This window comes from Longispora urticae (genome assembly GCF_053902585.1).
Window position 1 is genome coordinate 24,807 of the sequence record NZ_JAQZSH010000028.1, and the last position, 11,964, is coordinate 36,770.

The 11,964-nt window shown below is 72.9% G+C and carries 10 protein-coding genes; 4 read left to right on the forward strand and 6 right to left on the reverse strand.

The genetic code is table 11. The annotated features are described in order from the left end of the window. Positions 1-166: 166 nt before the first annotated feature. The 6 genes from PT931_RS18065 to PT931_RS18090 form a co-directional block, all read right to left on the reverse strand. Positions 167-949: an SDR family NAD(P)-dependent oxidoreductase gene (locus PT931_RS18065; RefSeq protein ID WP_456246898.1), complete on the reverse strand. Its 783-nt coding sequence runs from the start codon at positions 947-949 to the stop codon at positions 167-169. Positions 950-1,003: 54 nt separating this feature from the next. Then, on the reverse strand, positions 1,004-1,507 hold the full coding sequence (locus tag PT931_RS18070) for a cupin domain-containing protein (protein ID WP_456246899.1): 504 nt from the start codon (positions 1,505-1,507) through the stop codon (positions 1,004-1,006). A 408-nt stretch (positions 1,508-1,915) separates the two neighbouring features. Continuing rightward, positions 1,916-2,353: a hypothetical protein gene (locus tag PT931_RS18075; RefSeq protein WP_456246900.1), complete on the reverse strand. Its 438-nt coding sequence runs from the start codon at positions 2,351-2,353 to the stop codon at positions 1,916-1,918. Between the two features lie 4 nt (positions 2,354-2,357). Further along, positions 2,358-4,226, reverse strand: coding sequence for a dynamin family protein (locus PT931_RS18080; RefSeq protein ID WP_456246901.1), 1,869 nt, complete (start codon positions 4,224-4,226; stop codon positions 2,358-2,360). Continuing rightward, positions 4,223-4,837: a nucleotide exchange factor GrpE gene (grpE, locus tag PT931_RS18085; protein ID WP_456246902.1), complete on the reverse strand. Its 615-nt coding sequence runs from the start codon at positions 4,835-4,837 to the stop codon at positions 4,223-4,225. The genes PT931_RS18080 and grpE overlap by 4 nt, the downstream gene beginning before the upstream one ends. 32 nt (positions 4,838-4,869) lie before the next feature. Then, positions 4,870-6,381 carry a dynamin family protein gene (locus tag PT931_RS18090; RefSeq protein ID WP_456246903.1) on the reverse strand — a complete coding sequence of 504 codons (1,512 nt, stop codon included), beginning with the start codon at positions 6,379-6,381 and terminating at the stop codon, positions 4,870-4,872. A 202-nt stretch (positions 6,382-6,583) separates the two neighbouring features. Here PT931_RS18090 and PT931_RS18095 point away from each other — a divergent pair, with 202 nt between their 5' ends. The 4 genes from PT931_RS18095 (at position 6,584) to PT931_RS18110 (ending at position 11,956) form a co-directional block, all read left to right on the forward strand. Continuing rightward, entirely contained in the window at positions 6,584-8,806 is a 2,223-nt protein-coding gene (locus PT931_RS18095) for a LuxR C-terminal-related transcriptional regulator (RefSeq protein WP_456246904.1), read from the forward strand. After that, the gene (locus PT931_RS18100; protein ID WP_456246905.1) at positions 8,803-9,312 is read left to right on the forward strand and encodes a LuxR family transcriptional regulator; all 510 of its coding nucleotides are present in this window, start codon (positions 8,803-8,805) and stop codon (positions 9,310-9,312) included. Before PT931_RS18095 ends, PT931_RS18100 begins: the two co-directional genes overlap by 4 nt. Before the next feature lie 181 nt (positions 9,313-9,493). After that, complete coding sequence (locus PT931_RS18105) at positions 9,494-10,117, forward strand: hypothetical protein (protein ID WP_456246906.1); 624 nt, start codon at positions 9,494-9,496, stop codon at positions 10,115-10,117. A 441-nt stretch (positions 10,118-10,558) separates the two neighbouring features. Then, positions 10,559-11,956 carry a cytochrome ubiquinol oxidase subunit I gene (locus PT931_RS18110; protein ID WP_456246907.1) on the forward strand — a complete coding sequence of 466 codons (1,398 nt, stop codon included), beginning with the start codon at positions 10,559-10,561 and terminating at the stop codon, positions 11,954-11,956. Positions 11,957-11,964 lie beyond the last annotated feature (8 nt).

Here is an 11,964-nt window from a genome sequence, read left to right on the forward strand (position 1 = left end):
GTTCGTCAGTACCGGCGTGCCGAGGTGGCCACCACCCCGGTCCGTGGAGCGTTCGCGTCGGAGGACGGCCCCAGGTTCGCCACCGGGCAGCCAACCCCGGGCGCACCGCCGCGGCCGGCGCGCCAGCCGGTACCCGTCGAGGTCTCGCGGGGTTGTCCGCGTGTGGTCACCAGGTCGGGCGGGCGCTCATCCCGCCGTCGACGACCAGGTCGTTGCCCGTGATCCAGGACGCGGCGGCGCTGGCCAGGAACACGCAGGCGCTGCCGATGTCGTCGGGCCGGCCGAGCCTGCCGAGCGGGACGGCCCCGGTCCACCGGCGGACCCCGTCGGGCCAGTCCTCGGCGAGCCCGGGGCGTTCGACGAGTCCCGGGGAGACGGTGTTGACCCGGATGCCGAGCGGCCCGTACTCCACCGCCGCCGCCCGGGCGAACATGATCAGGGCGGCTTTCGCGGCGCTGTAGTGCGCGTGCCCCGGCGCGGGCTGGCGGCCCTCGATGGACGCGATGTGGGTGATCGTCCCACCGTGGACGGCCATCACCTCGGCGGCGGCCTGGGTGCAGGAGAACGCGCTGGTCAGGTTCGCCTCGTGGACACGCCGCCAGTCCTCGGCCGTCATCGTGGCCAGGTCCTGGACGGGTTGGATCCCGGCGCTGGTGACGAGGTTGTCGAGCCGGCCGCGCCAGGCGAACGCGCGGCGGACGAGGTCGCGGCAGGCGCCCTCGCTGGTCAGGTCCGCCTGGAGCGCGACGGAGGACCCGCCCATCTCGGTGATCTCGTCGACCACGGCCCGGGCGGCGTCCGCGCCCGTGTGGTGGTGCACGACGACGTGCGCGCCGGCCCACGCGAACTGGCTGGCGATCCCGGCCCCGATGCCGCCGCTGGCCCCGGTGACGAGGACGACCTCGCCGGTGAGGTCGGGCAGGAGCGGGTCGCGCGCGCCGGCCGTCACCGGCACCTCGCCGGGCCACAAAAACCCTGGCGGGATCGGGCGGGTGCGGCCTGGTCACGCATCGGGGTCCGACTCCATTCTGGTGGGGGCGTCCGCGCGGGTCAGGGCGCCGATGAGTGCGGCGCGGGCCGGGTGGGCGGCGGTGAGGGCCGCACGGTCGCCGCCCTCGTAGTCGGCGGGCACGAACCCGGGGGCCATCGTGGTGCCGCACAGCGACCAGCGTCCGCCGGGCGCGACCCGGGCACCCATCCAGGTACCCGCGGGCACCACGACCTGCACGTCCCCGCCGGGGGCCAGGATCCGCAGCTCGTCGGTGCCGTCGGGGTGCAGCAGGAGCAGTTCGAGCGGGTCGCCCTCGTGGAAGTGCCAGATCTCGTCGATGGGCAGCCGGTGCAGGGCGGAGAAGTCGTCCCCGGCGAGCAGCACCAGGATGGCCGAGCCGGCGGGCCGGCCGGTGGGGTCGGGCGGGCCGGACCAGGTTCTGCGGTACAGGCCGCCCTCGACGGGCAGGGGTCGCAGGTCGTGGCGGGCCGCGACGGCGCGGGCTTCGGGGTCCATGGGTTCCTCCCGTCGACGGCAGGACTATAGCGGGGGCGCGCCAGGCGGGCGGGGTAGGCGCGCCCGGGTCGGTCGGAGAACCGGCGACTCCGGACCCTGGCACAGGGGACCTCAGGTCGGCCCGCACCCGATGACCGCGACGACGTCGGCGCCGTGGGTCTGTCGGGCCGCACCCGGGCACGTGGCACCCGGTGCGGAGCCGTGAACCGGGCGCGGGACTGTGGCCGCCGGGCCGGCCTCACCGTCTCCCGTCGACCGCTCCAGGGTAGGGCGGCCGCACATCACCGACCAGCTGGTCCAACGCCTCCGACGACCCGGCCGCCCCCTACCCGGCTGGGTGGTCGGCTCTGTGGAACGGCACCATCCGGCGGCCCGGGCCCCACACCGGCCCCGTCGCGCACGGTCGGGTCAGTTCTCCGGGCGCCAGAAGCGGGCCAGGGAGCTGGTCGCCGGGTCCTCGGAGTTCTCCAGGGTCGTCCACGGGTCGGCGTCGGTGGCGTCGAGGCCGTCGTAGGCGAGGAGTTCGGACACGGGCGGGGTCTCCACGGCCGGTTCGTAGTCGCCGGTGGTGCCCAGGCTCGTCGGGTCGGTCCACGGGAAGCCGTCGACCGGTTCGGGGGTGTCGAAGTCCAGGGCGGGCGGGAACACGTCGGAGGGCCCGCCGTCGGACGCCACGTCGTCGGGGTACCCGAGGTCGTCGACCGGCAGCTCGGCGGTGTCGGGTTCCTCGTCGTGGGCGTGCGGGTCGTCGTGGGCGTCCCAGGTGCCGTCCAGGTGGGGCTCGTAGGCGGGCTCGTACCCCTCGGGGCCGTGTTCGCCCCCGTCGGGCCACTCCTCGTGTTCCATCGTGCTACTCCTTGACCTCGGCGGGGCCCGCGGGCGTGATGGACCGCATCCGCACGAGGACCTCGTCGAGCTGCTTGAGCCGGGCGCGCAGGGCCTCGCGTTCGCCGGTGAGGGTGGTGCGGCGCTTGGCGCGGCTGGCCTTGTCCTCGGCCATGGACTTGTCGATGTCGGCGATGTGGTCGTCGAGCTGCTTGAGCCGGCGTTCGATGGCGTCGTCCAGGGCCAGGGTCAGCGCGTACTGCAGGTCGGTGAACCGGTGCATGATCTCGTCGGACAGGGCGGCGCGCGCCTCGCCGAGGACCTCGCGCAGCCACACCTTGGCCTGGGTCTTGTCGCCGGCGACCTTCTTGCGGTACAGCATGAACGCGCCGGCCGCCAGACCGAGGGCGATGCCGACGCCGGGGATGATGAGCCCGCCACCCACGACGCCGCCGATGCCCATCGCGCCGACGCCGGCCATGGCGCCCCGGCCGGCCATCATGGCCATGCCCGCCGTGGACGTGATCATCATCAGGTTGTCCTGGTTGCCCTCGCGGCGGGGCTTGCTGGCGATGGCGTGCCGCAGCCGGGCGTTGAGGCGGCGCAGGACCTGGCCGAGCTCCTGGGGGGTGAACACCTGCGCGAGGATCCGCTCGCCGATCTTGCGGAACCGGAACTCCAGGTCCTGCGACAGCCGGATCGACAGCGCCTGCAGGGCCTTGTCGATGTCGGCGGGCAGCGCCTTGACCGTGGCCGCGTTCCCCTTCTCGATCTTGGTGAGGTACTCCTCCTGCGTCTTCGACACGTACGTGCGCAGCAGGCCGGTGGCGTCGACCCGGGCCCGGGACGTCTCGGTGTTCAGGGCCAGCGACCACTGCTTGGACTCCGAGCGCTTCCGGGACGCGATCTTGGTGCGTTCCTCCTTGGCGCGCTGCGCGTCGGCCGGGTCGGGGTCGGTGGACTTGAGCTTGTCGCCGATGCCGATGTCGAGGCGGACGAGTTCGCTGCGCAGGGTGCGCAGGATGTTCGTCTGCTGGAGCAGGTGGCCCTTGCCGGCCAGCTCGACGAGGGCGTGCTGCAGTTCGCCGACCCGGGACTCCTTGACGAGTTCCTTGCCGGCGTCGCCCTTGAGCGTCATGGCCAGCTCGGCCAGGCGCGCGGACACCGGGTAGAACGGGGCGTTGCCGAACCGGGGGGCGTGGGCCTGCAGGTGGGCGCGGTTGTCGTCGAGGATGGTGCGCCAGCCCGGGTAGGCGTCCACCTTGGTCAGCGCGAAGATCACGAAGTTGATCCGCTTGCTGGCCTCGAGGAGGAAGTCGAGTTCGGGCTTGGAGAACGGCGAGGACGCGTCGACGACGAACAGCAGGGCGGTGGCCCGCTCGACGGCGTCGAGGGCGATCTCGGCGTGCAGGGAGTCCAGGCCGCCGACGCCGGGGGTGTCGACCAGCGTCAGGTACTTCAGCAGCGGCGCCGGGTGGGTGACCTCGATCCGCCGGGGCGGGCGCATGCCGTCGGGCAGGTTGCCCAGCACGGTGCCCCAGTCGCGCAGGTCCCCGACGGACAGGGTGATGGGCATCTCGTGGCCGGGGACGTGCGCGCGGACGGCGGCGCGTTCGGCGTGCGAGAACTCCAGGTACGACGAGGTGGCCACGGCCGCGTCGACGGGCGAGAGGTTCGGCACCCCGACGAGGGCGTTGGTCAGGGAACTCTTGCCGCGTTTGGTCTCGCCGACGACGACGATGGTGGGCCGGCCGAGTTCGCGGCGGCGGACGGCGTCCATGTCGGCGGCGGCGTCGGGGTCGACCTTGCGCAGGAACGCCAGGCCGCCGTCGATGGTGGTCTTGAGCATCTTGCCCATGTCGGGCTTGGCGGGCGCCCCCGCGGGGGCGGTCACTTGCCGTCCCGGTAGACGGTGACGACCGGGGCGCGCAGGACGGTGCCGCGGTCGGTGTAGCCGGGAACCTCGACGGCGGCGATCAGGCCGGCCTGGGCCGGGTCGGGCGCGGCGGCGGACCCGCCGGCCTCGTGCTGGGCGGGGTCGAACTTCACCCCGACAGGCGACACGGTGGCGACGCCCACCTCCGACAGGGCCCAGCCGAGCCGGTCGGCGATGGCCTTGCTGTTGGCCCGGTCGCGGACGTACACGGCGGTCTTGACGAGGGTGTCGCGTTCGACCTCCAGGGCCGCGACCCGGCCGTTGTCGACGGCCACGGTGGGCACCGACACGGGGGTGGGCGGGCGGACGAACGCGGTGACGACGAGGACGACCCCGCCGGCGACGGCCGCGCCCACGAACCCCGCGGCGGCGGGGACGACGTTGAACGTCTCCTTCTCGCAGCTGGTGTCCTCGGGCTTGAGGGGGCCGATCTCACCGGGGCGCTTCTCGGCCGACATGATCGTCGTGCACGTCTCTCCACCGCCGGTGAGGCCGGCCAGGATGCCGGTGAGTACGGCCACGAACGCGGCGACGCCGGCGGCGATGGCGCGGAGACTGCTGGGGGACATCGCTTCTCCTGGAAAGGGGGTGGGTCGGTTCACTAGCTGTAGGCGGCCTGGCCGCGCACGCGCTGCGACAGCAGGTGGAAGCCGCGGTGCGCGACGAGCGCGACGCGGGACTGGGCGGGGCTGGCACCGGCGACGGCGAAGGCGCGCCACCGGCTGGCGGCCTGCAACGCGGCGTCGGCGAGGTGCTGCTGGGGGGCGCCGGGCAGGTTGAGGATCCAACCCGGGTCGGTCGACAGCGCCAGGCGGGTCAACTCGCCCTCCATCTGGTCGGGCAGGTCCACGGCGCCGGTGGTGACGAGCTGGGCGACCTCCAGCAACCGCAGCCGGTGGTACTCCGGTTCCTGCAGGACCCGTTCGATGGCGTCGCGGAGCATCTCGCGGTCCCGCGGCTGGGGGGCGTGGCTGGCGATCTTCTCCAGGCTCGACAGGGCCCAGCCGGCCTTGATGGCGTCGGTGCGCCAGCGGAACGTCTCCTCCAGGGTCTGACGCAGCCGGGCGATGCCGGAGGCGGCCAGGAGCATGCGCAGCAGTTCCCCGGTGGCGAGCTGCGGCTGGGCGGTCAGGGCCGCGATCGCGTACCCGATGCCGTAGAGGTCCAGCAGGCGCAGGAGCCGTTGGCGCTGCTCGGCGTCGACGGAGCACTCGCGGTTGGCGAACAGGTCCACCGACGCCAGGAGCACGAGCCGCTCGGACTCCGGCAGCCGGGCCAGTTCGCGCAGGGCCTCGCAGTCGGCGGCGGTGAGCCGGCCGGCCTCGGTGGTCTCGGCGAGCAACCCGATGACGGGTACGACGTCGGAGACGACCCGGCGCAGCACCCGGCGCTGGTCGGTGGCCAGGGCGGCGGCCACCCCCCACGGGTCCGTGCCGGCGCCGGCGAGCTTGTCGACCTTGTTGAACAGGCCCACGGAGTTGATCGGGTTGCTCGACAACCGCGAGGACATGGACCGGAACGACTCCAGCGCCTGCACGTCGTCCTCGCGCACACTCTGGGTGAACACGTAGATGATCGCCTCGGCCCCCGACAGGGCGCCCGCGGAGTCGGGGTCGATGTCGTCGTCGATCGGGGCCTCGTTGAACAGGAACCGCCGGGTGCCGGCCGACACGGACGTGTTCGTCGACGACAGGCCGGGGGTGTCCACGACGGTCAGGTCCCGCAGCCGGTCGCTGGTCAGCGTCACGTCGACGTAGGCGATGTCGTGCGACGGCACCCCGAGACGCTGGGGGATCATGCCCAGGTCGTCCAGCGGCAGGCTCGCGCGGCTGCCGTCGCGGCGCACCACGTCCACCCGGTCGGAGGTGCCGTAGCGGAACTGGGTGACGACCCTCGTGCACTCGCCGACCTCGGTCTGGGCGACCCGACGGCCGATCAGGGAGTTGACCAGGGTGGACTTGCCCGCCTTGAGCCGGCCGGCGATGGCCACCCGCAGGGGTTCACCGAGACGTCGCTGCACGTCGAGGAGCTGCGCGCGGGTCGGACCTCCGATGCGTGCGGCGGCGTCCACGCAGATGCCCGCCACTCTCGCGCTCAATGGTCCCGACGTCATGTACCGCCCCTTCCTCCGTTGGCCTGGACACCACAGGCCACACTACGAATACTCTGCCTTGGCAGGATCACATGTTCGTGCCACCCCGGGAGGTAACCCCGCAGTGCTCGCCCCGCCCGACATCCTGACCCATCTTGTCGAGCCGGGCCTCGTCGTGCTCACCGGCGTTCCGGGCAGTGGTCGCAGCACGACGCTGGGTCGCGTGAGCGCTGGTTTCGCCGGGCCCGTGCTGTCCGGTGGTGGCCTGGCGATCCTATGCGGTACGCCGGCGCTGCCCCTCACCCGTGCCGTCCGCGCGCGCCTGCCCGCCGACGACCCGGCTCTGCTCGCCGAGGCGGTGCGCTCCCGGGTGGCCGGTGGCCTGCTGGTTCTCGACGATCTGCAGTGGGCGGACGCCGTGACCCTGGAGGCGTTGCCGCTGATCGCCGCGCACGTCCGGGTCCTCGTCGCGCTGCGCACCCCGCACCGGCTACCCGCCGACACCGAGGCTCGACTACGCTCCGCAGCCACAGCCTGGCTGACCGTGCCCACCCTGACGGGGGCCGAGGCCGCCGACCTGGCCCTGGCCACCACCCCCGGCCTGTCGTCGGCGGCCGTCGCCGAGGTCGTGACCCGCTCCGGCGGCGTACCCCTCGCGGTCAAGGCCCTCGCCCGGCGCGCCGGCACCGGCGGGGAACGCGACGACATGGCCTACCTGGTCGCCGAGGCCGTCGCCGACCTGACCCGCCCCGCCCGCACCGCCCTGGCCGCCCTGGGCCTGCTCGGCCGCCCCGCCGAACCCGACCTCCTCGGCGGCGGCCTGACCGAACTCGCCGCCGCCGACCTCGTCACCGTCCGCGACGGCACCGCCACCCCCACCTCCCCGTACGTGGCGGAGATCGCCGCCGGCGCCCTCGACCCGACCGAACGCCGCGCCCTGCACCAGCGCCTCGCCGAGCTCACCACCGGCCTGGAGGCCGCCCGGCACCTCGCCGCCGCCGGCGACCGCGACGCCGCCTGCGAACGCGCGCAACTGGCCGCCGAGTTCGCCGACTCCGCCGCCGCCCGCGCCGAGGCCCTGCTCCTGGCCGCGTCCCTCACCGACGACGACACCGTGCGCCGGGACGCCGCCCGCGCCGCCCTCACCGTGGGCCGCCCCGCCGCCGCCCTGGCCGTGGCCCCCGACGACGCCGCCGCCCTGCGCGCCGAGGCCCTGCTGCAGTCCGGGGACCACGTCGCCGCCCTCGCGGCCCTGGAGGACACGGCCGACCCCGACGCCCTCCGGGTCCGGATCCTGGCCACCCTCGCCGCCGACCCGGACAACGCCGCGGCGCTGGTCACCGCCCTGCCGGCCGTCCCCGACGACACCGGACTGCGCGCCGCCGTCGCCGCCGTCGCCGCGCACCGCCGCGACCCCGGCTGGGAGTACGCGCTGGCGTCGGCCGCCACCGCCGCCGGAGCCGACGACGACGCCCTGTCCGCCCGCTGGTGCGCCTGGCAACTCGTGTGCACCCTCGTCGCCGACGGCCGGCTCGCCGAGGCCCGCGACGCCGCCCGCTCCGCCGCCGCCGCCTGCGCCGCCGAGGTCGCCTACTCCTGGCAGGCCCGCTTCGTCGCCGTCGAACTGTGGTGCGCCGCCCTGTCCGGCACCGGCCTCGACGACGTCGCCCGCCGCGCCGTCGAACTCGCCGACCGCACCCTGCCGGCCGTGGCGCGCGGCTACGCCCTGTCCGCCGCCGCGCTCGCCGAGGCCGACGCCGGCCTGACCCGCTCGGCCCGGTCGCGACTGGACGGCGTGTCCGTACCGGACTCTCCTGTGGACTGGGTCGCCGCCGAGGCCGCCTGGCTCGACGGCCAACCGGAACTCGCCCTGGCGGCGGGGGACACCCTCGGGCCCCTCCTGCCGGGACTGCGCCGGATCACCGCGCACTGGGCGCACCTCGACGGCGCGGCCGGCGGCCCGAAGGCGGGCGGCGAGTCCGGGCCGGCCCCCGTCGCCGAGACCCTGGCGGCGTGGGCCGGCCGCCCGGACCGGTTCGCCGGGGCCGCCGAGGCCTGGCGGGCGGTGGCGGTGCGTGAGGAGGTGCGCTGCCTGCTGGCCCTGGGGCTGCTCAGCACCGACCCCGCCGTGGCGGTACCCCCGCTGCTGGCCGCCGAGGCGCTCGCGACCTCCTCAGGCATGGTGCTGCTGGCCGGGCGGGCCCGGGTCGGACTGCGCAAACACGCGGTCCGCAGGGACCGACGGGGACCGCAGAGTGACGGGTCACTCACCCAGCGCGAACGCCAGGTGCTGGAGCTCGTCGCCCAGGGTGAACCGACCAGGCGGATAGCTAGCGTTCTGGGTGTCTCACGCGAGACAGTAGAGACCCACATCCGTGCGGGGATGCGTAAGTTGGGTGCCCGGACTCGCACCGAGGCCGCGGCACGCTGTCTGGAGGTGCTGTGAACCGACCTCGGTACGTCGTCGGCACCGGTGCGGACGCGACGACGGTCCTGCGTCGTCTCGCGCGGGAGGGCTGGCGCACCCGGGAGAGTTTCGCGTTGCCGGAGGCCGCCTGGGACGTCTCCGACGCGCGCCTGGTGCTGTTCGGCCGGATCGTCGACGTGGAGACCGTCCGCCTGGCCGTGCTGGCCGCCGCCCGGGGCGCGGGCGTCGTCGCGGTCATCGAGTGCGAGTCCGACCTGGGTCGTGCCCTCCTGGCCGATCTGTCGCGGGTGGGGCCTGTCGTCCGCGGTGTCGAGGACGGTACTTCCGACGCGCTACCTCTGTCCGAAGAGCAGTGCCAACTGCTCGAAAGGTTGGCCAACGGCGAAACCATCGCCGCCGCGGCGGCCGCCGAGTACCTGTCGTTACGCACTGCCAACAGGAGAATCGCCCAGGCCCGCGACGCCCTCGGGGTCGCCACCACCCGCGAAGCGGTTTTGGCATACATCCGCCGCAGACGCAGATAGTGTCCTGTTTTCAGTTATCTAGTTGTTGTCAAACCCACGTTCCCGCAGGTAGAAGCCGTTACCTATCGCTGTCTATGGTTGCCCGATGCGACATAGACAACCCCCCGCGTCGTCGGGCCGTCACCGTCGGCTCGTCGAAACCTTCGGCCCCCGCATTGTCGTGGGAGCCTGTGTTCTGTCAGTGGCCGGTGGCCTCTTCCTCCCCACGGGAAACCTGCAGAAGACTTCCGTACCGTCCGCCCAGGCAGCGGCCGCCGCCGAGGACGGCACCCGCGACATCCCCCAGGCAGCCTCCCGCGGACAGGCCCGGCCCCAGCCGGGCGCGTCGAACCCCGCCCCCGCGGCCGCCGCACCCGAGGGCCCCCTCCTGCACGTGCCGCCGGTCGGCGGACTCAGCCAGGCGCAGATGGACAACGCGGCGGTGATCGTGGCCGTCGGCGGGAAGATGTACCTGCCGGCCCAGGCCAAGATCGCAGCCGTCATGTGCGCCCTGCAGGAGACCCGGCTGCTCAACCTCGCCAGCGGACGGCTCCCGGAGTCCCTCGCCCTGCCCAACGAGGGCGTCGGCTGGGACCACGACTCCGTCGGCCTGTTCCAGCAGCGCCCCAACTGGGGCACCGTGCCCCAGCTGCTGGACCGCGAGTACGCCGCCCGGGCCTTCTACAAGGTCCTGATGACGGTCACCAACTGGTGGGCCATGCCGCTGACGTACGCCATCCAGGCCGTGCAGATCTCGGCGTTCCCCGAGGCGTACGCCAAGCACGAGGACCTCGCGCGCCAGATCGTGACCGCTCTGCGCGCCTGATACGGTCTGTGGTCGTGGTGACCGCTATGGCCAGTAGAGCCCGGTGCACGTGGTGCGGAAGCCCGTTACCGTCCCGGGCCGGCCTCGGCCGCCCCCGCCTGTACTGCGCCCAGTCCTGCCGCCAGCGTGCCTATGAACAACGCACGCTGGCGGCCAGGGCCGGGCTTCCGCCTGACGCGGTCGTGGTCAGCCGCGCGGAGCTCGATCATCTCCAGGATCGCCTGTTCGCCCTGCGGTGCGCCGTTTCCGATGCGACAGTGGTTCTCGGTGAATCAGCGTCGGCGGCGGAGCTACGGGGAGTGTTGGAGCAGGTCAAGGCCGCCGCGGGGGAGCTTGATCGTCTGTGGGTGACCCCGCGGGACTGACCCATCTTCTACGCGTCGTAGAATCTTCTACGACGCGTAGAGGTTCCGTGGGGGACCTCGCGGATGGGGGACCCACATGGACACGCTCGACCTCGCGCGGTGGCAGTTCGGCATCACCACCGTCTACCACTTCCTGTTCGTACCCATCACGATCGGCCTGATCTTCCTCGTCGCCGGCCTGCAGACCGCCTGGCACCGCACCGGCAACGAGAAATGGCTCAAACTCACCAAGTTCTACGGGAAACTCTTCCTGATCAACTTCGCGATGGGCATCGTCACCGGCATCGTGCAGGAATTCCAGTTCGGCATGAACTGGTCGGACTACTCCCGCTTCGTCGGCGACGTGTTCGGCGCGCCCCTGGCCATCGAGGGCCTCGTCGCCTTCTTCCTCGAATCCACCTTCCTCGGACTGTGGATCTTCGGCTGGGACCGGCTCCCCGCCCGCCTGCACCTCGCCGCCATCTGGGCCGCCGCCATCGGCACCGCCCTGTCGGCCTACTTCATCCTCGCCGCCAACTCCTTCATGCAGTGGCCCGTCGGATTCACCTTCAACCCCGAGACGAAACGCGCCGAACTCACCGACTTCGGCGCCGTCCTCACCAACAAGGTCGTCCTCGCCACCGTCCCGCACACCCTCGCCGCCTGCATGCTCACCGGCGGGGCCCTCGTCCTCGGCGTCGCCCTCTTCCACCTCGTCCGCGGCCGCGACGACGACCGGGCCGCGTTCCGCAGCGCCGCGAAACTGGGCGCCTGGACCATGATCGTCGCCTTCGCCGCCGTCGCCCTCACCGGCGACCAGCTCGGCAAGGTCATGACCGAGACCCAACCCATGAAGATGGCCGCCGCCGAAGCCCTCTACCAGACCGAGAAACCCGCCAGCTTCTCCATCGTCACCATCGGCACCCTCGACGGCACCGAGGAGGTCTGGGCCATCACCGTCCCCAACCTGCTGTCCTTCCTCGGCACCGGCAGCTTCGACGGCGAGGTCAAGGGCATCAACAACCTCCAGGCCGAGTACCGCGGCACCTACGGCCCCGGCGACTACGCACCCGTCATCCCCGTCACCTACTGGGGCTTCCGATTCATGATCGGCTTCGGGGCCGCCGGCACCGGCATCGCCCTCCTGGCCCTGTGGACACTGCGCAGAGGACGCACCCCCACCTCGAAGTGGCTGATGCGCGCCGGCCTCCTCCTGCCCCTGCTGCCCCTGGCCGCCAACTCCGCCGGCTGGATCTTCACCGAGATGGGCCGGCAACCCTGGGCCGTGTTCGGACTCCTCAAAACCGCCGACGCCGTCTCACCGTCCGTCTCCACCGGCGAGGTCGTCACCTCCCTCGTCGTCTTCACCGTCCTCTACGGCATCCTCGCCGTCATCGAGACCCGCCTCCTGATCCGCGCCGCCCGCACCGGCCTGCCCGACGTCACCCCACCCGAACGCAAAACCGACGACGACCAACTCGCCTTCGCGTACTAGAGAGGCAC

Bases quoted from the DNA above. Each gene is read 5' to 3' on its own strand.
- PT931_RS18110 (WP_456246907.1), top strand. From the start codon at position 10,559: ATGGACACGCTCGACCTCGCGCGGTGGCAGTTCGGCATCACCACCGTC.
- grpE (WP_456246902.1), bottom strand. From the start codon at position 4,837: ATGTCCCCCAGCAGTCTCCGCGCCATCGCCGCCGGCGTCGCCGCGTTC.
- PT931_RS18070 (WP_456246899.1), bottom strand. From the start codon at position 1,507: ATGGACCCCGAAGCCCGCGCCGTCGCGGCCCGCCACGACCTGCGACCC.
- PT931_RS18075 (WP_456246900.1), bottom strand. From the start codon at position 2,353: ATGGAACACGAGGAGTGGCCCGACGGGGGCGAACACGGCCCCGAGGGG.
- PT931_RS18090 (WP_456246903.1), bottom strand. From the start codon at position 6,381: ATGACGTCGGGACCATTGAGCGCGAGAGTGGCGGGCATCTGCGTGGAC.